This is a genomic window from Arthrobacter sp. B055-34, assembly GCF_059090425.1.
In genome coordinates, this window is sequence record NZ_JBNHFQ010000011.1 from 23008 (window position 1) to 43855 (window position 20848).

A 20848-nucleotide genomic window follows, 5' to 3' on the forward strand; every position below is an offset into this window, starting at 1 on the left:
GTCCGACCTCGAATAATCCAGCTTCCGGCACCCGACTCAACGACGAGCATAAGGAACCACTGCCATGACTTTCGACATGCTGCTGACGCAAGAGCAGATCGACCGCTATACCGGCCAGGGACTCTGGCAGAACAAGACCCTCACCGATTACCTCGACGAGGCCGCCACTGCCACCCCTGACAAAACTTCCACGGTGGACTCGCGCGGCACCTTCACCTATGCCGAACTGAAGCAGCAGGTCGACCGCTGCGCGCTGGGGCTGCTTGAAATGGGCGTCAGGCCCGGCGAAGTGGTTTCCATCCAGCTGCCTAACTGGCGCGAATGGCTGGTCATTCATCTGGCTGCCATCAGGATCGGCGCCGTCACCAACCCGCTGATTGCGATCTACCGCGACCGCGAAGTCGGCTTCATGATGAAGCGGGCCGCTTCCAAGGTGCTCTTCATCCCGCAGGATTTCCGCAAGTTCGACTACCCGGAAATGGTTAAGCGGCTCCGTCCAGAATTGCCGGCGCTTGAACAGGTTGTAGTGATTGGCGATTCCGGCAGCAACGGCGAGGGTTTCCGCTCTTGGGAGGATTTCATCGGCACACCGTGGGAGGAACGTCGCGACGCCGGCGAGTTGGCCGGGCTGCGCCCCGATCCCAACAGCCTCTCCGTCATGATCTTTACCTCCGGTACTACCGGCGAGCCGAAGGGCGTGATGCACACGCACAACACCTTAGTGGCCGGCAGTATGCCGTGGCCGGACAAGCTGGGCATGGATAACAGCGCCGTCATCCACATGGCCTCGACCTTCGCCCACCTGACCGGCTACCTGTACGGTGTATCGCTGCCCATCCAGCTCGGCGGCACTGCCATCATCCAGGATGTTTGGAACGCCGAGAGGTTCGTAGAGCTGATCGAGCAGCACGGCATCCAGCACACTTCCGGTGCCACCCCGTTCCTGCACGATCTGCTTGAGGCCGGCAACCTCGCCGAACATGACACGTCCTCGCTAAAGCACTTCTGCTGCATGGGTGCGCCGATCCCCCGGGTCATGGTGGCCCAAGCCAAGGAGCGGCTGCCTGAGCTCAGTGTCTTCGGCGGCTGGGGCCAGACCGAGTGTTGCCTGGTCACCATGGGCCACCCGTCGGATCCGTTGGAGAAGATCATCAACAGCGACGGCCGCGCGCTCGAGGGCATGAGCATCCGGGTGGCCGACTTCGACGGCTCCGAGGCTGCGCCGGGGACAGAAGGCAAGCTGCAGGTGAAGGGCCCCTTCCTGTTTCAGGGTTACGCCGGGCAGCTGGAGAAGACCCGCGGCGAGTTCGACGGCGATTGGTTTGACACCGGCGATCTGGCCAGCATTGACGAGGACGGCTACCTGCGGATCGCCGGCCGTACCAAGGATGTGATCATCCGCGGCGGCGAGAACATCCCTGTCGCATACGTGGAAAACGTGCTCTACGAACACCCCAAGGTCGACGCCGTCGCTGTGGTCTCCATCCCGCATGCAAGATTGCAGGAAACCGCTTGCGCCGCCGTCGTCCTCAAAGACGGTGAATCCGAGCTCACCCTCGGCGAGCTGCAGCGGTTTCTGACCGAGAAGGGCGTGGCCAAGCCATACTGGCCCGAGCGCGTGGAAGTGGTACCAGATTTCCCCCGTACTCCCAGCGGCAAGATCCAGAAGTTCCAGCTGCGCGAAAAGTTCGCTGCGGCCGTGCAGGAAAAGAACCAGGCCGTTCCGGCAGGAGGAGCCCGATGAACCCCGTTGCCCATGTTGCCGAAGCCGTGCCGGCGGCTGCCGCAGAACCGGCTGTGCTGGCCAATTCTGACGTGCTGAAGCTGGATGGCCTCTTCAGTCCCGGTGAACTTGTGCTGCGCGATACGGTGCGTGGTTTTGTACGGGACCGGATCAAGCCGAACATCAAGCAGTGGTACGAAGACGCGCACTTCCCGGTCGAAATCGTCCGGGAGATGGGCCGGCTGGGCCTGCTTGGCATGCATTTGAAGGGCTATGGCTGCCCGGGCCGCTCCGCCGTCGAGTACGGCATCGCCGCGATGGAACTCGAAGCGGGTGATTCCGGCCTGCGCACCTTCGTCTCGGTGCAGGGCTCGCTGGCCATGAGCGCCATCCACAAGTGGGGCTCAGAGCAGCAGAAGAACACCTATCTTCCCGGCATGGCCAAGGGCGAAATCATCGGCTGCTTCGGCCTGACCGAGCCCACCGCCGGTTCAGACCCCTCCAGCATGCAGACCACCGCCGTGCGCGACGGCGACGGCTGGGTCCTCAACGGCGCCAAGCGCTGGATCGGGCTGGCTTCCATCGCGCAGGTCGCGGTGATCTGGGCCGCCACCGACGACGGCGTGCGCGGCTTCCTGGTCCCGACGGATACCGCGGGGTTCACCGCTACACCGATCGAGCCCAAGCTCTCCATGCGCGCCTCCATCCAGTGCGACATCGAGCTGGACAACGTCCGCCTCCCGGCAGACGCGCTGCTGCCCGGCGCAAAGGGACTGCGCGGCCCGTTCTCCTGCCTGAACGAGGCACGCTACGGCATCATCTGGGGTGCCATGGGCGCCGCCAGAGACAGCTACGAGGAAGCCCTGAAGTACTCGTTGGACCGGCTGCAGTTCGACAAACCGCTCGCGGGCTACCAGCTGACCCAGGAAAAGCTGGTCAACATGCTGCTGGAAATCCAGAAAGGCACCCTGCTGGCCATCCATACCGGTCGGCTCAAGGACGCCGGAACCCTGGAGCCGGTGCAGATCTCGGTCGGCAAGCTCAACAACTGCCGCGAGGCCATCAAGATCTGCCGCGAGGCCCGCACCATCCTCGGCGGCAACGGCATCACCCTGGATTACTCGCCGCTGCGTCACGCGAACAACCTCGAATCAGTCCGCACATATGAGGGCACCGACGAGGTCCACACCTTGATCCTAGGTAACCACATCACCGGCCAGCCGGCCTTTCGGTAAGGGGAGCAGATGAGCTACGAAACCATCCTGACCGATGTCCGCAGCCAGCTGGGCATCATAACCGTCAACCGGCCGCAGGCCCGCAACGCCCTGAGCAAAACTGTGCTGCGGGAGATCCGCGCCGCCCTCGAGGACTTCGTGGGCAACGACGACGTCGGCGCTGTCGTCTTCACCGGCGCCGGGGACAAAGCCTTCATCGCCGGCGCGGACATCACCCAGCTGGTGGACTACACCCTCTTCGACGGCCTCTCCTCCGACATGCAGCGGCTCTACGACTACATCGAGGACTACGAAAAGCCCACCATCGCCGCGGTCAACGGCTTCGCCCTGGGCGGCGGCAATGAACTGGCCATGGCCTGCGACATCCGCATCGCCGCCGAAAGCGCCCGGTTCGGGCTGCCCGAGACCAACCTCGGCGTGCTTCCCGGTGCCGGCGGCACCCAGCGGCTCACCCGGCTGGTTGGCAAGGGCCGCGCCGTCGAACTCATTCTCACCGGACGTGTCTTCGACGCCGCCGAGGCGCTGCGCATCGGGCTCGTCACCGACGTCGTGCCTGACGCCGGACTGATGGAGGCGGTCCAGCACACGGCCGGGCAGATCCTGGCCAAGGGCCCGCTCGCGGTCCGGCTGGGCAAGCTCGTGATCAAGAACGGCGCCGAAACCGACCAGCGCACCGGCCTGCTGCTCGAACGCCTGGCGCAGTCCCTGCTGTATTCCAGCGAGGACAAACGCGAAGGCGCCGAGGCCTTCATTGAAAAACGACCAGCCAAGTTCCAAGGCAAATAGGGCAGGGAAACAATAAATGCAGATCAAGAACATCCTGGTCATCGGCGCCGGCGCCATGGGCTCCCAAATCGGCATGGTGTGTGCGCTGGCCGGCTACCGGACCACCGTGCAGGACGTCGCCGAGGAATCCCTGACCGCAGCCCGGGAACAGCTCAACATAAGGATGGACGCCAGCGTGGCCAAGGGGCGGCTCAGCAGGGCCGACGCGGACGCCGCCCTGGCCCGGCTAGCCTTCACCACCTCGCTCCGGGACGGCGCTGCGGACGCCGACTTCGCCATCGAAGCGGCCACCGAAAAACTGGACATCAAACGCCGCATCTTCGCGGCCCTGGACCAAGCCGCACCTCCGCACACCATCCTGGCCACCAACTCCTCCACGCTCGGTTCGTCCAAGGTTGCTTCCGAAACGGCCCGGCCGGACAAAGTCTGCAACATGCACTTCTTCAACCCCGCCCTGGTGATGAAGTGCGTGGAAGTCGTCCGCCACGCCAAAACCTCGCAGGAAACCGTGGACGCCACGATGGAACTTGCCCGCACCTTGGGCAACGCGCCGGTCCTGATCAACCAAGAGATCCCGGGCTTCGTGGCCAACCGGCTCATGGGCGCCATCCGGGACGAAGCCCTGCGGCTCTACGCCGACGGCATCGCCAGCTACGAAGACATCGACACCGCCGCCAAGACCGCGCTCGGCCATCCCATGGGACCGTTCGAACTGATGGACCTGGTAGGCCTGGACGTGAGCTACCTGATCCGGCAAGCCACCTACGAAGAAACCCAGGACCCCGCGGACCTACCCCACCCGGCACTGAAGGAACTCTACGAACAGGGCCACTACGGCAAGAAGACCGGAAAGGGCTGGTACTCCTATGACCATTAATGACCAGTACACCGCAGCCCTGGCCAAGGGACTCACGGACGCGAAAGACACGGACTGCTACCTGCTCCTGGAGCAGCTGACGGACGAGGACCGCGCGGTCAAGAACAAGGTCCGCGGCTTCGTCAACGAACACGTACTGCCGGTCATCAACGGCTACTGGGAACGCGCGGAGTTCCCGCATGAGCTGCTGCCGGAACTGGCCAAGTTGAGGATCATCGGCTCCACCATCGAAGGCTACGGCTGCCCCGGCATGAGCCGGCTGGCGGCAGGCATGGCGACCGTGGAAATGTCCCGCGGCGACGGCTCGATGAACACTTTTATCGGCGTCCAGTCCAACCTGACCATGGGCACTATCAACATGCTCGGCAGCGAAGAACAGAAGCAGCGGTGGCTTCCCCGCATGGCTGCCCTGGACCTCGTCGGTGCCTTCGCACTGACCGAGCCGGAGCATGGCTCGGACTCCGCCCAGCTGGAAACTACAGCCCGCAGCGACGGGACCCATTGGGTACTTAGCGGGCGCAAACGATGGATCGGCAACGCGAGCTTCGCTGATGTCGTCGTTATTTGGGCCCGGGATGAGGCCGATGGCAAGGTCAAGGCGTTCGTTTTGGAGAAGAACGACGACGGCACTTACCCGCCGGGGTACAGCACCGAAGTGATTACCGGGAAAATCGGCAAGCGGGCCATCCTGCAGCCCGACATCGAAATGAAGAATCTGCGGATCCCGGATGAAAACCGGTTGCCGGGAGCGGAATCGTTCCGGGATGCTTCGCGGGTGCTGGCGTCCACCCGCGGCGGCGCCTCCTGGGAGAGCCTGGGCCACGCGCTCGCCACCTACGAGGCCGCGCTGACCTATGCGCAGGTCAGGACCCAGTTCGGCAAACCGATCGCAAGCTACCAGCTGGTGCAGAACAAACTTGCCAATATGCTGGCCGAGCTCACGGCCATCCAACTGATGTGCTTCCGAATGGCGTCCCTGCAGGAAAGCGGGCAGTGGACCGGCACCATGGCTTCCGTGGCGAAAATGCACACCGCGCAGAAAGCACGCTGGATCTGTTCCGAAGCCCGTGACATCCTCGGGGGCAACGGGCTGCTGTTGGACTTCCATGTGGGACGGCACCTGACGGATATGGAAGTGGTCCACACCTACGAAGGCACCGATTCCATCCAGTCCCTGCTGATCGGCCGCGCCACCACCGGAATCTCGGCTTTCGCATGAGCGACGCCCCAGCAGAGAGCAGATCCGCCAGCCTCAACGGCAGGAGAGCACTGGTGATTGGTGGAGGCGGCATCGGTGCACAGGTCTGCCTTGATCTGGCGGCTGCCGGGTCGACGGTGTTCTTCACCTACCATCGCAGCCGGGAGGTTGCCGAAGAATTGGCCCAGCGGCTGACTCCGTCCGGGTGCGCGGGATTCGCCCAACTGGACGCGGCGGACGACACCGCGGTGACCGACGTCGTAAATCGCGCCGCAGCAGCCTTGGGCGGAGTGGACATCCTGGTCATTACCGCCGGGCACCGGCACGAGCTGCGGTTGTTTCACGAAACTGAGGCGGCCGCTGCTCGGGAGATAGTGGATACCGAACTCTTAGCCGTCATGAACACTGTCCGTGCGGTACTGCCAATCATGCGGGACAGCAACTACGGCCGCATCGTGGTGGTTGGTTCGGACAGCGGCAAGGTCGGCTCCAGCGGGGATGCCGCATCCTCGGCGGCCAGAGGCGGCGTGATTGCCTTTGGCAAAGCCATTGCGCGGGAGAACGCAGCCTTGGACATCACGGCCAATGTCGTCTGCCCGGGTCCTACCGACACCGCTCTGCTGCAGGACATGCTGGCGTCCGATGGTCTGACCGGCAAGGTCATGAACGGCATGGTTAAGGCCATCCCGAAGCGGCGGCGGGGTACGGCGACCGAAGTCGCGTCAGCTGTCCTGTTTCTGGCAGCCGATGGCGCCGGCTACATCACAGGCCAGGCCATCAGCGTCAGCGGAGGACTGACGATGAGTTGACCCGCACGGAGGCCAACCCGCCGGTAACAGTGCGCTGACTGTCCGGCGGCGGCGATACGCTGGGTAAACCTTTCAGCACTACCTCCGGGGGTCAGCATGTCCAATCCGTACCAGCCGTCGAATCTGCCCGTGCCGCAGCATCCCGCGCCGGTCTACCAGCAGGTCTACGTCCAGCCCCAGCCGAAGGGCGCCAGCGTCACGGCCATGGTGCTGGGGCTGGTCTCGCTGTTTCTCGGGTTCACTTTCGTGGTGCCCATTGTGGGATTCATCTTCGGTCTGGTTGGCCTGAACAAAGAACCCGCGGGCAGGGGAATGGCGATCGCCGGCTTGGTGCTCAACGGCCTCATGCTGCTGGGCTGGGTGCTGCTGTTCATCTTCGTCTTCGGCATCTTCGGCGCGGTAGCCACCTCCAGCACCATGGTCTGACTCCCTAGTGCGCTGGCACATACCCCGTCTTAAAATGGAGGGGTGACCTGTCGGCGTCCTTGCAGGCGGGCACTGCCAGCCATAGGAGAAACACCATGGGTATAGGTAACAGGATCAAGCGGGCCGCCGAGCGGTTGGGCGGCAAGGGCAGGATGGGCACCGGGCATACTCCCGGCACCACGCGGGGCAGAACGCGCGGTACTTATGGATCGGCCGGAGCCGCCGGCACGGAACACGGCGGCATCGGCGGGAAAATCATGGGCGCCCTGAGGAGAAAGCACTGAGCGAACGGATCCACGGGATTCTTGACCGGGCGCAGGAAGAAATGCTCTGGGTCGGCCCCGACCACCCGTCATACCGGCTGCTGTCGGAGCTGACCCACGCTGTCCGGGATGCCTGGCAGGAAGGCTTCGAACACGCCCGCCACGGCGCCGCCGAAGACAACCCGTACCGCTACTGATTACGACGGCGATGCCCCCTTCCCCCTCGCCCGGCACCTTGCCTGGGTGGGGACGAAAGGCAGGCACCGCCGTCGTTGGTCTTGCGGTCAGCGCAGAGTGTGCTGCGTCAGCGCGAGCGGACCCGCGCCAACACGTGCTCTTCCGCCAGCGGCCCGGCCTTGATGCCGGCGGGCACCCGGAAGAAGAAGACCAGCCCGATGACCCACCACAGGCCAAAGAGGATCCACGGCTCGATGCCCAGCTGAGCCGGCATCCCCGGCATGTACAGGCTGAACAAAGCCACGCCCAGCACGGCCGCGGCGATGCCGATCGCGACGCCGCCCTTGCCTTTGCCGCCGATCCGCAGCGGCCGGTCCATCTCCGGTTCGCGGCGGCGCAGGATCAGAAAGGAAATCGCCACCATGGTGTAGGCCAGCACGATGCTCGGCGCGCCGGAGTCCACCAACCAGACCAGCATCTCCACGCCGAAGAACGGCGCCAGGACGCTCAGCCCGCCGACGAACAGCAGGGCATTGTGCGGGGTGCCGTACTTGGAGTGCAACTTGCCGAACCAGGCCGGCAGCATTCCGGAGCGCGCCAGCGAGAACATCAGCCGGGATGCGCCGAGCAGCAACGAGTTCCACGAGGTGAGGATGCCAGCGATACCGCCGGCGATCAGTACCTTGGCCATGATGTCCGAACCGAACATCGCACCCACGGCGTCCGCCGTCGCAATGTCCGTCCCGGCCAGCTCACTGGCCGGCATGGCCGAAGACGTGGTCAGCACCACCATCACGTACCAAATAGTGGCCAGGATGACCGAGACCACCACGAGCCGGCCGATCTGACGCGCCGGAATGTTCACTTCCTCGGCGGACTGCGGAATCACATCGAAGCCGATGAACAGGAACGGCACCACCACGAGTACCGCGAAGAACCCGGTCATGCCGCCGTTGAAGAACGGCTCCATATTGGACACTTCGCCGCCGGTAAATGCTCCGGCGATCATGACCAGGCCGATGGCCAGCAGGAACAGCACCACAAAGGTCTGCACGATGCCGGCTTCCTTCACACCACGGATGTTGATCCAGGTAATAACGACGGCGGCAACGGCCCCTACCAGCGCCCAGGTCAGGTGGACGTCGAAACCGGCGACGTTCCAGAGCTTGATCTGGCTGAGGTTGGGAAAGATGTACTGGACGGTCCGCGGAAGCGCCACCGCTTCGAAGGCCACGATGGTCACGTAGCCGCCGATGATGGCCCAGGAACCGATGAAGGACGGGCGCGGTCCCATCGCCCGCATGATGTAGTTGTGCTCGCCGCCGGCCTTGGGCATTGCCGCACACAGCTCGGCATAAGTGAGTCCGACCACGCCCATGATGATGCCGCCCGCAAGCATGGCCGTCACTGAGCCCATGGTTCCGGCGGACTCCAACCAGCCGCCGGTCAGGACCACCCAGCCGAAGCCGATCATGGCCCCGAAGCCCAGGGCGAGGACGTCGAGGCGTCCCAGTACTTTCTTCAATGAGGGTTCGGATTCGTGTTGTGATACAGCCACGCCGATGCCCCTTTCTCGTTCAGATGCCGTTCGGGCATGGAAAATTGCCGGCGGCGCGAAGGTGGCACCGATCACGGCAAGAGTAACTGCACGACATTACTACGATGTTTCGGCCTGAAATGGCCATGTTGCGTTGGCTGGGTCTTCTTGCCTGTGGTCCGCCGATGTTGGACAGCGCAAGGGCGAGCAGCATCATCATGCTGCTCGCCCTCAGATCCGCTCTCGGCTGATGAACGGGCTGGAACCTGTGGCTAGGGGTTGTGCTCAACTACGAAATCCCCGCCGGGGAAAACCACCGATTCGTGGCCGTCGTCGAACCGCACAAAGTACGGAGGAGCGCCGTCATCACCCCTGACCTCAACAATTTCCCCGTGCCGGTCGGACGACTCTACGGTCCGGCCGCGGACAATGATCCTGTTGCCTGGCGATGCCTTCATCGTGAAATACCTCCTGGCCCTAGGGTACGATCGACTGCGCCGAAGGGGAATAGCCCGTGCTACTTCTTGAAGACCTCGGCGCTAACCGGCGTGGGGTTGGCGAAGAGATCCAGCACCGGGCAGTGCGCGTCCACGGTGCGGCGCAGCTCCTCGTAGCGTTCCTGCGTTTCGGGGCCGCTGATGTTCACGTTCAACCGCACGGCGCTGAATCCAGGACGCACGCTCTGATCGGCGCCGAACAGGCCCTGCACGTCCAGATCGCCCTCGGCGTCGATGCTGATCTCGTCGAAACGGATACCCAGCTGGTGTGCGTACAGCCGGTAGACCACTACCTGGCAGGAGGCCAGGGCACCCAGCGCGTACTCCACCGGGCTCGCGGCGGTGTCCTCACCGGCCAGGCCCGCCGGTTCGTCAACGGAAAACTCGTGCCTGCCCGCGGTGACACGGGTGGCTACCGGGCCGGTTCCCTGACCTGCCACCTTGAACGTCAGCTTGGCATTGGCGGTGTCTTCGGCAATCTTGCCGGTCCAGAAGGCGCCGGCCTCATCCAGCCGGGCGGCACGGTCTTCGGCCAGATCACGGAGAGCTGTTTCAGTCATGGTGGAATCCTTCCTGTCGGCGCACGCCGGAGCAGGGCGCCATACTTACGCCTCCCGTTTGGGCCGGCGTCGAATCTTCACCTGGGGCACCCCGCTACAGCTACGAGGGTTGCCGTCCAACCGGCCAGGGCCGAAGGTTGGAACTCTTGATTCTGCGTCCGATTCTGCCCGCCGCACCCCGGAGCACTCAACCGCGCCGTAACATGAGGACTTCTGTATTTCCTAGCGGCCCAGTTCGCCCTCGGGGCGGCCAACCTGGCCTTCAGGCTGGTGCTTGTCGCCGGGGAGCCGGGCCCGGTCATACTCCGGACTGCCTGGTACGGGCTCCGCCTTGTGTTCGTCCTCGGCGGGCTTCTTGGGCGGTTCGCGGAAGTAGTCGGCGTTGGCCAGGTTCCAGTCTTCGCTCCAGCCGCGGGGAGGATCCTTGAGCAGTTCGCCGGGCTCCATCCAGTTGTAGATGTTCTCGTAGGAGCGCGTGGTCAGATGGTCCACGCGGCGCCGAAGCATCCGCGGCGAGACCTCGTCCGGGGATTTGCAGCCCATCGACGCCATGATCTGCACGCTCTCGTCCACTGTGAGCTTCTGGTAGTTGAAAACGCGCTGGCCCTTGTCTTCGACGTTGAGCGCGCGCACCAGCCGCGGGTTCTGCGTGGCCACGCCCACCGGGCATTCGTTAGTGTGGCATTTCTGCGCCTGGATGCAGCCGGTGGCCATCATCATGGTCCGCGCGCTCATCGTGAAGTCCGCGCCTTCGATCAGGCGTTTGACGATGTCCGAGCCGGATGCGACCTTCCCCGCGGCGGCAATGCGGACCCGCTCCCGCAGCCCCACTCCGATCAGGGCGTTGTGCACCAGCATCAGGCCTTCGGTCAGCGGCGTGCCCACGTTGTCCTGGTACTCCAGCGGCGCCGCGCCGGTCCCGCCTTCGGACCCATCGACGACGATGAAATCCGGAGTCACTTTCTCCTCCAGCATCGCCTTGCAAATGGCGAGCACGTCCACGCGCGAACCCACGCACAGCTTGAAGCCGATGGGCTTGCCGTCGGAGAGATCGCGCAGCTGCTTGACGAAGCGGATCAGCTCCCGCGGTGTGCCGAAGGCGCTGTGGCTGGCAGGCGACACACAGTCGACGCCCATCTCCACCCCGCGTGCTTCGGCAATCTCCGGGGTGACTTTCGAGCCTGGCAGGACACCGCCCAGACCGGGCTTGGCCCCTTGCGAAAGCTTGATGCTGATGCCCTTGACCTCGGGGCGCGCCGCCTTCGGAATAAAGGCCTCGGGGCTGAAATGGCCGTCCTTGTCGCGCGCGCCAAAGTAGCCGGAGCCTATTTCCCAGATCAAGTCGGCACCGTATTCGAGGTGGTACTTGGTCAGGCCGCCTTCACCTGTTTCCTGCACGAAGCCGCCCAGCGCCGCACCTTTATTCATCGCGAGCACGGCATTCTTCGACAGCGAGCCGAAGCTCATGGACGAGACGTTGAACAGCGAAATGTCGTAGGGCTGCCTGCAATCAGGCCCGCCCAGCGGTATCCGCGGATGCTGCTTGGGCGGCGCTACCGGGGCGGTGGAATGGATCAGGTATTCGTAGCCGATCTGGTTCACTTCGCGTTCCGTACCGAAGGCCTTGTGGCTGTTCTCGCCTTTGGCCCGCGCATACACCAGCGACCGCACATCCCGGTTGAACGGCTTCCCGTCCACGTTCCGCTCGACAAAGTACTGCTGGATTTCCGGCCGGATGGATTCCAGTACGTAGCGCATATGCCCCAAGATTGGATAGTTCCGCAGGATCGAGTGCCTGGTCTGGACCACATCCCAGATCCCGATCACCAAGAGCGCAACAACGACGGCGGCCAGCACCCACCAGCCAACGGAACCGAACGACGCGGCCACGATGGTAATAAAGCCCAGCACCGCAAGAACAACAAAAACCAAAAAGCGTGCCATGGCCCGAGTCTACGACCGACGCCGGAGGAACCGGACGGGTCCGGCGGATTCGTCCGGTTCCTGAGCACACCCGGGGCGTCTGGAGTCAGGCGCAGCAGTCTGCTGGCTGCCGCCCAGCCGGTGCCGGCGCCGTTAGTCCTCTGCGCCTCAGCTGCGGCATTAAGCCGTGGAGCCAGGCCAGCGCCCGATTGTCATGCGTCTTGGCTGTAGCTGCTTGCCGGGTGGGCACCAGCGCCTTGGCCCGGTTCCTGGGTGACCTCAAGGCCGTCCCATTCCCTTGGTACTGCGAGCGCTGGCGGGTCCGCTCTGCCTGCGCCATCAGCTGCTGCAGTTCGATGTTGTGGATTTTCAGCCAGTATTCCGGAGGTTGGAGGCTCATGGCTGGTCCTGCTTTCTTCACGGATTCCGATAGGTCTTAGCATCAACGCCGTGCACACCGGATTCCATGGCCGGGAAAACTGCCAGTTTCCGTCGATTTCCTGCCATCGCTCCCCGGCCACCGCTAAATAACGACGTCGAACTCCACCGCCGCCGATAGCTGGCCGTTCACCTGCACTTGAAGCAGGTGGCGGCCGGCGTAATGCACCCGGGTGGTCATCGGCCGGAGGGCATGGATCTTCCTGAACCGGCGGGTCTCGCCCGGTTTCAGTTCCGCGACTGCGAGTTTGAAGACCTTCGGGGCCAGCGTTCCGTTGGCCTTCACGTAATGGACCACATAGTCCACGGCCAGACGCGCCGGGTGCAGCGAGTCGTTGGTGACCGCAACCGTGAACGCGATTTCGCCCGGCAACTGCACCTCGATCCGGTCCAGTTCCGGCACGGCGATGCTCACCGCATTCGGAGTGAAGCCCAGCAAAGCAAGCGCGCCGGGGTGCGCCTTCTTGACCAGTGTCCGCAGCCCGTGCCGCACCACCCACGGCGTTCCGTCGCCGGGATCCCCCTGCCATTTCTCTACCAGGGCGACCACGGTTTCCGGGTCGTGGCGGGCGATGTCGTTGAGGTGGTTCGCCACGGACCGGCGGACGAGTTGGCTTGGATCGGCGTGCAGGGCATCCAGGAGCGGCAGCGTCGCTTCCGGGCGGGCGATGATTTCCGGCACGCGGACCGCCCATGGAAGGTACGGCCGGGGCCCTTCGCTGGCGAGCCGGCGGACCTGCTCGTCCGTGTGCCGCGTCCAGTCCTGCATCTGTGCCAGCGCCCGGTCAAGGTCCTGCAGAAGCAGGCGGCGGATCGCGAACTCCCCGGTGAGCCGGGGAGTCAGCTCGAAGAGCAAGGCCAGGGCATCGTCGAAGGCGCGCGTGGTGCCGTCCTGCAACGCGAGCGTGACGGCAGCCTCCGAGACAGGCCAGATCATCCAGCCGCTGAAGGACTCATCATTCAGAGCAGTGCGGACAATGTCGGCTGCCTGATCGTAGCCGACGTCCAGATCGGACAGCAGCGCAGCCGTCAGCAGATCGCAGCGCGCGCGGAGCGAGAGCGGCTCCAGCTTCGCCTCGGCGGCGGCGAGCGCCGGCCAGTCCGAACGAGGTGAGCCCTGGCCAAGCGTTGTCCTCAGTCCCTCCACGGCCTCCGGACTCAGCAGGTCGTTCATTGCACCCATGTGGTCCTCCCGGTTTCCGAACAGCTCTTGCCAATGTCCCCTCTTCGGCATCTTATTGTGCGCAAAGACTTCTTGCTGCTGGTTACTGAGGGTGATGGAACGTTGCTGCCCGGTTCTGTGCCACCGAGAGTGCGTAGAGCCGTTGAGGTGCTCGCCGTTCGTCCGGCGCAGGCGATTCTGGAAATCGGCGGTGGCACCGGCGCTGCGGCATCCTTGATCTGCGCGCAGCTGACAACGGGACGCTACCTGGGGATCGACCGCTCCGAAAAGGCTGTGTCCGCGAGCCGACAACGCCTCGCAGGCTTTATCGACCGGGGCACCGCAGAAGTGCGGTGTGCACCTCTCGAAGACGCCGCTTTGCAGTCCGCCGGCCCTTTCGACACGGTTTTTGCGATCAACGTGAACCTCTTCTGGACCCGGAACGCCGTCGAGGAGCTCCAAAAACTCGCCCGCATCCTGTCCGACGACGGCGTCCTTAGGCTCTTTTTCGAACCTCCGCCAAGCTCACCCGTCCGGAGGATCGTTGAAACGGTGTCCGTGAGTCTCACGGAGGCCGGGTTTGAAGGCACCTGCACCAATCAGCCGTTGGGCAGCAGCAGCCTGATTGCCTTCCACGCGGTCCCGGCTGTATCTACGCGGCGGGAAGAAAGACGTCGCCGTCGTGGGTTGGGAAGCCGATCTCGCGCCGAATGGGCCGCCCACAAGGAGCATGAAAACAGATTCTTCATTTCCCCAACTCTTTCCCCAACATTTGAGATGTTTGTACCCCTCGACCGACTTAGCTCACGTCCCACCCGCGAACAGGCCCGGCGGCAAACCATTGACCCTGGCTGCACCCGGGGGTACGAATGAGGGACGCGAACTAGTTGGAGGTATGGCCATGTCGTCCGAGTCGACCAACACAGAGATTCCCGGCTACAACTACGGAACCGCCGAGCATTCGCCCGTCACCCTGACCGAGTTGGAGGAACTCAAGGCCAGTGTGATGCTCGATGAACGCGACACGGCGCTGCTGCAGCGGGCAGGCGAACTGCTCGATGACCAGGTCGATGACATTCTCGATGTCTGGTACGGCTTCGTTGCCAGCCAGCCGCAACTGGTGGCCCACTTTTCCCAGCCCGGGGGCCCGCCCATCGATGAGTACCTCGCGGCGGTCCGTCCGCGTTTCGGGCAATGGATCCGGGACACCTGCTCCCGCTCCTACGACCAGGAATGGCTGGATTACCAGAACGAAATCGCACTCCGGCACACTCCGGCCCACAAGAACGAGACGGACCATGTCGGCTCCACCTCGGTAGTGCCGCTGCGGCATCTCATCGCATTGACCGGGCCGGTCACGATCACCGTCCGTCCCTTCCTGGCGCGCAAAGAGAACGACGGCGAACAAGTTGATGCCATGATGCAGGCCTGGCTCAAAGCGGTGCTGCTGCAGATTGCCTTGTGGTCGCGGCCGTATACGCGGGAAGGGCAATGGTAGAGATGGTCAACGAAGCCAAAGATGTGAACAGCGACCAGCAGGCCATCGCCGCCGTCGAACACCATCACGGGCAGATGCTGACCCGGCTGAACCATTTGACCCGCGCGTTGGTTGACGCGGTTGAAAGCGGGAAGAAGCCGGCGGAACATGACGCGCACGCACTGCTGGTGGAGTGGTGTGAAATCGAGCTGATTCCGCATGCCATGGCAGAGGAATCAGCCCTTTACGAACGAGCCCGTTCCCGGCCGGAGGCAACGCTTCTTGTCGAGGGTCTGCTCGCCGAGCACCGGGTGATCACCAATTCGTTGGAGGAACTGCGCGGTGCCCAGGGAATCCGGGCCGCCGCCCTGGCCACCGCGATCGAGCGCCTCTTCGCGCAGCACCTGGACAAGGAAAACAAGCTGCTGCTGCCCTTCATTGTTTCCCAGCCGGATCTGTCTCTGGTCGAGGCGGTCGAAGGGCTGCATGAGATTGTCGGCGAGGCCCACCCCCATGGCGGCGAGCATCTGCATACGACGACGGAAACCCGGCTGGCCTGAGAGGAGGCCTACATGGCTGCATCATTCAAGACCGGCGACCACGTGCGGTGGAATACAGAGGGCGGCGAGGTTTCCGGCACTATCACCAAGATCCACACGAAGGACTTCGAATTCAAAGGCCGCACCCGGCGCTGCTCGCCGGATGAGCCGCAGTACGAAATCAAGAGCGACAAGACGGACCATGTCGCGGTCCATAAAGGCTCGGCGCTGCATAAGGCCGGATGAGCGGGCCGGGCACGGCCCTGGACTGCTACTCCCCCGGCTGCTTCATCCATGACATGCAGTAGTTGAGATTGGCGTTGACTGTCGCCACGGCCGCTTCCTCGTCGCCGGCGGCAATGGCCGCCACGAGCGCCTCATGCCCGGCTTCCAGGCAGCCGTCGAATCCATTGCGCAACCGCTGGGCCATTTTCGTGCCGTGGAAGACATCACCGAAACTGCCGTAGAGCTCGTGCAGCAGCCTGTTGCCCGAGGATTCCGCCACCTTCAGGTGGAACTCCCAGTCGGCCGCAATCCACTGTTCCAGGTCCTCCGCCGCCCAGGCCTCGCGGCGCTTGGCGAGCATCGTCCGCATAGCCGCGATGTCGTCGTCGTTAGCTAAGCGGGCGGCCAGACGCGCGGCCTTCGTATCCAGAGCGAAGCGGACCTGCAGTACGTCCTCGTCCTCGTAATCCCGGTAGGCCTTGCGGGCGGCACCATGGATCTCGCTGGCCGCGCGGACGTAGGTGCCGTCCCCGCGCCGGACCTCCAGCATCCCCGAGTGGGCCAGCGCCTTGATCCCCTCGCGCAGCGTCCCCCGTGAAACGCCGAGCTGCGCCATGAGCTCGGGCTCGGGCGGGATCCGTTCCTGCAGGGGCCACTGGCCGGAGACGATCGCCTCGCGCAGCCGCTCGGTGACTTCGTCGGCAAGCTGCGGGCGGTGGACTGAACCGAGCGTCATGCCTGGCTCCCCTCGCCGCGACGCCCAAGCAAACGCCCCCGGCCGCCCGAGCGTACCCGGCCACGGCCCCGTCCGCGTCCACCGCCACCGGCGCTGAGCCAGTACGCCAGGAACAGCTGCAGCACCGCCACGGCCACCATCAGCTCCAGCGACAGCGTCCACCCGCCGGTGGCCGCGTGCAGCAAACCCAGGCCGAACGGACCCACGGTCGCCACGAGATAGCCCACCGACTGGGCAAGAGTGGACATCGCCGTGGTTTCCGCCGCGTTGTTGCCGCTGCGGCTGATCACCACCATGACGATCGGGAACACCGAGAACCCGATGCCGATCAGCAGCACTGGCACAAGGACCAGCTGGTTGGGCATGACCAGCAGACAAACGTAGCCCAGGAAGCTGGCGCCGGTGGACACCATGAACGCCGGGCGCAGCAGCCGTGGCCTGCTGGCCATCGCCAGCACCAGGACAACTGCGGGAATGCTGATCAACTGCAGAGCACCGAGCATCAGCCCCGCGGACGCCGGATCCAGTCCGCGGGCGATGAGGATGGAGGGCAGCCAGCTGATGATCGTATAGACCAGCAGCGCCTGCACGGTGAAGAGACCGGTGATCAACAGGCCTTGGCGGGTGAGCAGCAACGGCCACGGCGAGACGCCCGCGCCGGTTTCGGCTACCGGGCGCGGTTTGGAAGACACAGCCAGTGGAATGAACGCGAGCAGGGCGACGACGGCCAGAAGCGACCACGACGCAAGGCCCATAACCGGCGAGTTCAGCTGCATCGCCACCGGGACACTCAGCGCAGCGGCAGTGGTCGCGCCGATCGACATGGTGATGGTGTAAACGCCCGTCATCGTCGAAGTCCGGTGTGCAAAGTGCTTGCGGATGAAGGATGGCATCGCCACGTTGCAGATGGCCAGCCCCGACATGCTGACCACCGTGCCCAGCAGCAGCATGCCGACCGAATCGACCACGCGCAGCGCCAGTCCGGCCGTGAGAAGCGTCAATGCAACAGCGATCGCGCGTTCCAGCCCGACGAGTCTGGTCAGCCAGGATGTGGCGGCGCCGGCAACGGCGAAGCAGATGACGGGAATCGACGGCAGCGTGGCCGCCACCAGCGGTCCGTACCCCAGCAGCAGCTGCAGATCGTGGAACAGGGCGGCGGCGCTGGCTACCCCCACGCGCAAATTCAGACCAATAAGTACGACGGCGGTAATCGCCAAGAAGGCCGCAAGCCTTTTCGGCGTGGCCGGCTTCGGCGCCATCAGACGCTCTTCCAACTCCGGAGCAAGAGTTTCATCCAGGACTTCGCCCAAGTTCTCATTAGCAGGTTCATGAGGAGGAGCTTGAGTAATCCGGGACGACATATGTAAACATTAGACGTTTGATGTCTGTTCGCGCAAAGTGGGCAAACACGAGCACGGCACTCTTGACGAAGTGGTGGCTGATGTAGACACAGCACTTCTGCTTCTGAGTCCGATGAGGGGCTGAGAGACTTGAAATGATCAGAACACTGTCCTCTAACCGCATTCTCTGCCTGGGACAAACTGGAAGGAAGTACCGGTGCGCATATTGATTGTTGGCGCGGGAGCTACCGGAGGTGCGTTTGGAACGCGGCTCCAGGAAGCGGGCAGAGACGTCACGTACCTTGTTCGCCCTGAACGCCAGAGACTCCTGCAAAGGGATGGCCTGCGCTTCTTCGCCCCAGACGGGGATCGGACGCATGCCGTTACAGCCGTCACCACCATCTCTGAAGGTGATCATTACGACTTGGTGGTGATTGCGGTGAAAGCACCCGCACTTGAGGGGATCCTCGACACCGCCGCCCCAGCGATCAGCAACAAGACACTGATTCTGCCGTTCCTCAACGGTCTTGACCATATCGACGTGCTCGAAGACGCCTATCCGGGGCAGGTAATTGGTGGCCTAGTGAAAATCGTCGCTATGGTCGACGAGTCCGGTGCCATCCGGCAGATGACAGCACTGTCCACAATGACCGTCGGGGCGTTGACGGCCGACCCACTTCCTCCCTCCCTCGTGGAAAACCTGGATGTTCCCGGCATCGACCTGACCATCACGACGACGATGATGCAGCAGCTCTGGGAAAAGTGGGCATTCATCAGCGCAGCCGGAGCTCTCACCTGCCTGCTACGCAACAATGTGGGCGTGATCCTCGAAGCAGGAGGTCGGCCCCAAATCCTGCAAGCCATCACCGAAGCCGAAAACGTTGCCGCAGCAGCTGGCTACCCCGTGAGCGAGCTGGGGCATCAGCAGAGCCTGCAGATGCTGTCAGCTCCGGGGTCTGCGTTCACTTCTTCGCTTTACCGGGATCTCCAAAGGGGGCAGGCAGTCGAAGCCGAGCACCTTCTCGGGTCTCTCGCGGCCCGGGCACGAACCCTGAATGTCGATACGCCGCTCTTGGATCTCGCCGTGACGCAGGTGCGGGCTCACCACATCAACCCGTCCGGTGGAGGGATTTACGACTCGGCCTCCGCCTCAGAAATCACGGGTCCGTCACATCATGCGGGACCAGCTCGTGAAGCTCGATAGGTCCACCCGGTATGTCCCAGAAATGTAACCGGCGGGCGGCCGGAGCGTTGACTTCCACCGACATACGCATGCAGCGGGCCCGATCAGAGGAGCGGACAACCGGGCCGTCATCACCGCCGACGCCGGTTCGCAACTGGTGGAGCTGACGGGCAGGCATGCTTGTAGCCCTGCCCGTCAACAGATCAACGAGGCCCCGCAGCGCTTTCCGCCGATGCTCAGCAGAATGCGTGTAGAAGGAGTCCAGAAATTTCGGACCAACCGTGAACTCCTGCATTGGCAGCTTCGCCTTCTCCGTCGCCGCGACCCGCTCAACCCATGCAAGATAGAGCTCGTGCCGGAAGTGTTCCTCTACTGTGGAGAATTTTGCGTCCCCTCCTTCTGCTCGGCCAAGCCTCCGTTCCGCGACACGTGCCCGGTTCTGGGCCTTCATGAGTAGTTCAGTTTTGTGCCGTGCCTCGGAGCGCAGCGCATGGATCGTCCGGGCGTCGTCCTGGAACTCCCTGCGGAGGTTGTCCAGTTCGACTTGGAGCTCGTCCGCCCGCAGGCTGTCGGCGTCCTTGTTTTGCCGCTCCTTTTGCAGACGGCGGTTCTCTGCGCGTGCCGCTTCGAGTTGTAGCTCGACTTCTTTTAAGGCAGGTCTCGAAGGTGCTGCCGGGGTCCTTGGCGTGGAAATGCCGCGTTCCCTGTCTTCCGTGCCGGCTCCTGCACCGCCTTCGGCGAGTTCCTCAAAACTGGGCGGCAACAGGTTCCGGCCCAGTTCCAGCCATGGCGTCCCGCCGGCTAGCAAAGCGGGCGCCGGGACTGGCATGTCCTCGTCGTCCACATCGATCAGTGACAATCTCTTGCGGCCACGGTCCAGCAGTAGCCGCGCTGCCACTACATGTCCTGCGGTCAGCAGCTCGTCTGCCTGGTCCAGTGGGTTGGAGCTGATGTCCGCTACCGGAACAGTGACAGAGACGTTCGGGACAAGAGTCAGCTGAGCTGAGTCCGCCCCCACCGACTCAACCAGGCACAGCACAACAGAACCCCACTGGTAGACCTGTCCCGTACCGGGAATGTAAACGTCGTCCGACACGTCCATGATCTTGGACTCAGGATCCACGAACCCCGAAACAGCCTGTCCATTCGTCATGAGCCAATCGAGCCGGACGTTCGGGATCACGTCTTCATGCCGCACAACGGCCCGGCTTCCATCCGCAAGGTGCAGCAGAGCCCGCTCCCCAGCCCCCAGAAAGCCAGCCACCACACCAGACTGCCGGACAGGCTTTGTCACGCGATCCTTCCGGCCAGCCAACGTTGCCGCGGCCACCGGTGGAAGCGGCATCGCATCCACCAGGTCGATCAGCTCATCGGCTGCCTTCCGCAGCTCCCCAGTGGCACGGGCGACAACGTACCTGCTGGGACGGCCATCCTCCAGGGTCGCACCGGCAGGATAGGCCCGGGCCGAGTCACCGAATACTTGCCAGTGTTCGGGCAGAATTTCTGACAACTCGTATGCGGCGCCCACGTTCCTCAGTACGACAACCTCAGCCCATCCATCCAGACGTTCAGCGATGTATTGGGCGTCAAGGTTCAATGCCTCCGAGTCAGTCCGCTGCGAAATGACCACGAGATGTTGCTCGCGTTCCCTTTGCATATGTGCGGCAAGCTCCGCCCCTGTTCCGTCCCACAACGCCCAGTTCATTGCAGCTCCCCTATCTATCCCCCAACGAGGTG

The 20848-nt window shown here is 63.7% G+C and carries 23 protein-coding genes and 1 riboswitch; of the genes, 14 read left to right on the plus strand and 9 right to left on the minus strand.

The window, feature by feature from the left end; genetic code table 11:
• Positions 1–64 precede the first annotated feature (64 nt).
• The 9 genes from AC5RWO_RS18435 (at position 65) to AC5RWO_RS18475 (ending at position 7514) form a co-directional block, all read left to right on the plus strand.
• Positions 65–1744, plus strand: a complete 1680-nt coding sequence (locus AC5RWO_RS18435; protein WP_498732954.1) for an AMP-binding protein — start codon at positions 65–67, stop codon at positions 1742–1744.
• Complete coding sequence (locus tag AC5RWO_RS18440; RefSeq protein WP_498732955.1) at positions 1741–2958, plus strand: acyl-CoA dehydrogenase family protein; 1218 nt, start codon at positions 1741–1743, stop codon at positions 2956–2958. Before AC5RWO_RS18435 ends, AC5RWO_RS18440 begins: the two co-directional genes overlap by 4 nt.
• A 9-nt stretch (positions 2959–2967) precedes the next feature.
• Positions 2968–3744 (plus strand): enoyl-CoA hydratase/isomerase family protein, encoded by a 777-nt coding sequence (locus tag AC5RWO_RS18445; RefSeq protein WP_498732956.1) that lies wholly within the window; start codon positions 2968–2970, stop codon positions 3742–3744.
• Between the two features lie 16 nt (positions 3745–3760).
• On the plus strand, positions 3761–4621 hold the full coding sequence (locus AC5RWO_RS18450) for a 3-hydroxyacyl-CoA dehydrogenase family protein (protein ID WP_498732957.1): 861 nt from the start codon (positions 3761–3763) through the stop codon (positions 4619–4621).
• Positions 4611–5840, plus strand: a complete 1230-nt coding sequence (locus AC5RWO_RS18455) for an acyl-CoA dehydrogenase family protein (RefSeq protein ID WP_498732958.1) — start codon at positions 4611–4613, stop codon at positions 5838–5840. Before AC5RWO_RS18450 ends, AC5RWO_RS18455 begins: the two co-directional genes overlap by 11 nt.
• Positions 5837–6628, plus strand: a complete 792-nt coding sequence (locus AC5RWO_RS18460) for an SDR family NAD(P)-dependent oxidoreductase (RefSeq protein ID WP_498732959.1) — start codon at positions 5837–5839, stop codon at positions 6626–6628. Before AC5RWO_RS18455 ends, AC5RWO_RS18460 begins: the two co-directional genes overlap by 4 nt.
• Positions 6629–6724: 96 nt before the next feature.
• Entirely contained in the window at positions 6725–7054 is a 330-nt protein-coding gene (locus AC5RWO_RS18465; protein WP_498732960.1) for a DUF4190 domain-containing protein, read from the plus strand.
• Positions 7055–7149: 95 nt separating this feature from the next.
• The gene (locus AC5RWO_RS18470; RefSeq protein WP_498732961.1) at positions 7150–7338 is read left to right on the plus strand and encodes a hypothetical protein; all 189 of its coding nucleotides are present in this window, start codon (positions 7150–7152) and stop codon (positions 7336–7338) included.
• A 41-nt stretch (positions 7339–7379) separates the two neighbouring features.
• Positions 7380–7514, plus strand: coding sequence for a hypothetical protein (locus AC5RWO_RS18475; RefSeq protein WP_277351902.1), 135 nt, complete (start codon positions 7380–7382; stop codon positions 7512–7514).
• Positions 7515–7621: 107 nt separating this feature from the next.
• Here AC5RWO_RS18475 and AC5RWO_RS18480 read toward each other — a convergent pair whose 3' ends face one another.
• The 6 genes from AC5RWO_RS18480 to AC5RWO_RS18505 form a co-directional block, all read right to left on the minus strand.
• Positions 7622–9052 (minus strand): APC family permease, encoded by a 1431-nt coding sequence (locus AC5RWO_RS18480; RefSeq protein ID WP_498732962.1) that lies wholly within the window; start codon positions 9050–9052, stop codon positions 7622–7624.
• Positions 9053–9303: 251 nt separating this feature from the next.
• Positions 9304–9489: a DUF1918 domain-containing protein gene (locus tag AC5RWO_RS18485; protein ID WP_498732963.1), complete on the minus strand. Its 186-nt coding sequence runs from the start codon at positions 9487–9489 to the stop codon at positions 9304–9306.
• Between the two features lie 59 nt (positions 9490–9548).
• A complete protein-coding gene (locus AC5RWO_RS18490) occupies positions 9549–10088 on the minus strand; it encodes an OsmC family protein (RefSeq protein ID WP_498732964.1) in 540 nt (179 codons plus the stop codon).
• A gap of 36 nt (positions 10089–10124) precedes the next feature.
• Positions 10125–10240, minus strand: a riboswitch (SAM riboswitch).
• A 70-nt stretch (positions 10241–10310) separates the two neighbouring features.
• A complete protein-coding gene (locus AC5RWO_RS18495) occupies positions 10311–12032 on the minus strand; it encodes an FMN-binding glutamate synthase family protein (RefSeq protein ID WP_498732965.1) in 1722 nt (573 codons plus the stop codon).
• Between the two features lie 85 nt (positions 12033–12117).
• A complete protein-coding gene (locus AC5RWO_RS18500) occupies positions 12118–12411 on the minus strand; it encodes a hypothetical protein (RefSeq protein WP_498732966.1) in 294 nt (97 codons plus the stop codon).
• 123 nt (positions 12412–12534) lie between these two features.
• A complete protein-coding gene (locus AC5RWO_RS18505; RefSeq protein ID WP_498732967.1) occupies positions 12535–13632 on the minus strand; it encodes a DNA alkylation repair protein in 1098 nt (365 codons plus the stop codon).
• Positions 13633–13689: 57 nt separating this feature from the next.
• Here AC5RWO_RS18505 and AC5RWO_RS18510 point away from each other — a divergent pair, with 57 nt between their 5' ends.
• Genes AC5RWO_RS18510 through AC5RWO_RS18525 form a run of 4 tightly spaced genes read left to right on the plus strand, consistent with a single transcriptional unit; the run spans position 13690 to position 15873 of the window.
• On the plus strand, positions 13690–14484 hold the full coding sequence (locus AC5RWO_RS18510; RefSeq protein WP_498732968.1) for a class I SAM-dependent methyltransferase: 795 nt from the start codon (positions 13690–13692) through the stop codon (positions 14482–14484).
• A 22-nt stretch (positions 14485–14506) separates the two neighbouring features.
• Positions 14507–15109 (plus strand): protoglobin domain-containing protein, encoded by a 603-nt coding sequence (locus AC5RWO_RS18515; protein ID WP_498732969.1) that lies wholly within the window; start codon positions 14507–14509, stop codon positions 15107–15109.
• Entirely contained in the window at positions 15103–15648 is a 546-nt protein-coding gene (locus AC5RWO_RS18520; RefSeq protein ID WP_498732970.1) for a hemerythrin domain-containing protein, read from the plus strand. The genes AC5RWO_RS18515 and AC5RWO_RS18520 overlap by 7 nt, the downstream gene beginning before the upstream one ends.
• A gap of 12 nt (positions 15649–15660) precedes the next feature.
• Complete coding sequence (locus AC5RWO_RS18525) at positions 15661–15873, plus strand: hypervirulence associated TUDOR domain-containing protein (protein ID WP_498732971.1); 213 nt, start codon at positions 15661–15663, stop codon at positions 15871–15873.
• 25 nt (positions 15874–15898) lie between these two features.
• Here AC5RWO_RS18525 and AC5RWO_RS18530 read toward each other — a convergent pair whose 3' ends face one another.
• The gene (locus tag AC5RWO_RS18530) at positions 15899–16588 is read right to left on the minus strand and encodes a FadR/GntR family transcriptional regulator (protein ID WP_498732972.1); all 690 of its coding nucleotides are present in this window, start codon (positions 16586–16588) and stop codon (positions 15899–15901) included.
• The gene (locus AC5RWO_RS18535; protein WP_498732973.1) at positions 16585–17898 is read right to left on the minus strand and encodes an MFS transporter; all 1314 of its coding nucleotides are present in this window, start codon (positions 17896–17898) and stop codon (positions 16585–16587) included. Before AC5RWO_RS18535 ends, AC5RWO_RS18530 begins: the two co-directional genes overlap by 4 nt.
• Positions 17899–18145: 247 nt before the next feature.
• Here AC5RWO_RS18535 and AC5RWO_RS18540 point away from each other — a divergent pair, with 247 nt between their 5' ends.
• On the plus strand, positions 18146–19132 hold the full coding sequence (locus AC5RWO_RS18540; protein WP_498732974.1) for a ketopantoate reductase family protein: 987 nt from the start codon (positions 18146–18148) through the stop codon (positions 19130–19132).
• On the opposite strand, the gene AC5RWO_RS18545 is transcribed toward AC5RWO_RS18540, so the two are convergent.
• Positions 19086–20816, minus strand: a complete 1731-nt coding sequence (locus tag AC5RWO_RS18545) for a hypothetical protein (RefSeq protein WP_498732975.1) — start codon at positions 20814–20816, stop codon at positions 19086–19088. The genes AC5RWO_RS18540 and AC5RWO_RS18545 overlap by 47 nt on opposite strands.
• Positions 20817–20848 lie beyond the last annotated feature (32 nt).

Coding starts and splice junctions, on each gene's coding strand:
- AC5RWO_RS18435 (WP_498732954.1), top strand. CDS start 65: ATGACTTTCGACATGCTGCTGACGCAAGAGCAGATCGACCGCTATACC.
- AC5RWO_RS18440 (WP_498732955.1), top strand. CDS start 1,741: ATGAACCCCGTTGCCCATGTTGCCGAAGCCGTGCCGGCGGCTGCCGCA.
- AC5RWO_RS18445 (WP_498732956.1), top strand. CDS start 2,968: ATGAGCTACGAAACCATCCTGACCGATGTCCGCAGCCAGCTGGGCATC.
- AC5RWO_RS18450 (WP_498732957.1), top strand. CDS start 3,761: ATGCAGATCAAGAACATCCTGGTCATCGGCGCCGGCGCCATGGGCTCC.
- AC5RWO_RS18455 (WP_498732958.1), top strand. CDS start 4,611: ATGACCATTAATGACCAGTACACCGCAGCCCTGGCCAAGGGACTCACG.
- AC5RWO_RS18460 (WP_498732959.1), top strand. CDS start 5,837: ATGAGCGACGCCCCAGCAGAGAGCAGATCCGCCAGCCTCAACGGCAGG.
- AC5RWO_RS18465 (WP_498732960.1), top strand. CDS start 6,725: ATGTCCAATCCGTACCAGCCGTCGAATCTGCCCGTGCCGCAGCATCCC.
- AC5RWO_RS18470 (WP_498732961.1), top strand. CDS start 7,150: ATGGGTATAGGTAACAGGATCAAGCGGGCCGCCGAGCGGTTGGGCGGC.
- AC5RWO_RS18475 (WP_277351902.1), top strand. CDS start 7,380: ATGCTCTGGGTCGGCCCCGACCACCCGTCATACCGGCTGCTGTCGGAG.
- AC5RWO_RS18485 (WP_498732963.1), bottom strand. CDS start 9,489: ATGAAGGCATCGCCAGGCAACAGGATCATTGTCCGCGGCCGGACCGTA.
- AC5RWO_RS18490 (WP_498732964.1), bottom strand. CDS start 10,088: ATGACTGAAACAGCTCTCCGTGATCTGGCCGAAGACCGTGCCGCCCGG.
- AC5RWO_RS18495 (WP_498732965.1), bottom strand. CDS start 12,032: ATGGCACGCTTTTTGGTTTTTGTTGTTCTTGCGGTGCTGGGCTTTATT.
- AC5RWO_RS18500 (WP_498732966.1), bottom strand. CDS start 12,411: ATGAGCCTCCAACCTCCGGAATACTGGCTGAAAATCCACAACATCGAA.
- AC5RWO_RS18505 (WP_498732967.1), bottom strand. CDS start 13,632: ATGGGTGCAATGAACGACCTGCTGAGTCCGGAGGCCGTGGAGGGACTG.
- AC5RWO_RS18515 (WP_498732969.1), top strand. CDS start 14,507: ATGGCCATGTCGTCCGAGTCGACCAACACAGAGATTCCCGGCTACAAC.
- AC5RWO_RS18520 (WP_498732970.1), top strand. CDS start 15,103: ATGGTAGAGATGGTCAACGAAGCCAAAGATGTGAACAGCGACCAGCAG.
- AC5RWO_RS18525 (WP_498732971.1), top strand. CDS start 15,661: ATGGCTGCATCATTCAAGACCGGCGACCACGTGCGGTGGAATACAGAG.
- AC5RWO_RS18530 (WP_498732972.1), bottom strand. CDS start 16,588: ATGACGCTCGGTTCAGTCCACCGCCCGCAGCTTGCCGACGAAGTCACC.
- AC5RWO_RS18545 (WP_498732975.1), bottom strand. CDS start 20,816: ATGAACTGGGCGTTGTGGGACGGAACAGGGGCGGAGCTTGCCGCACAT.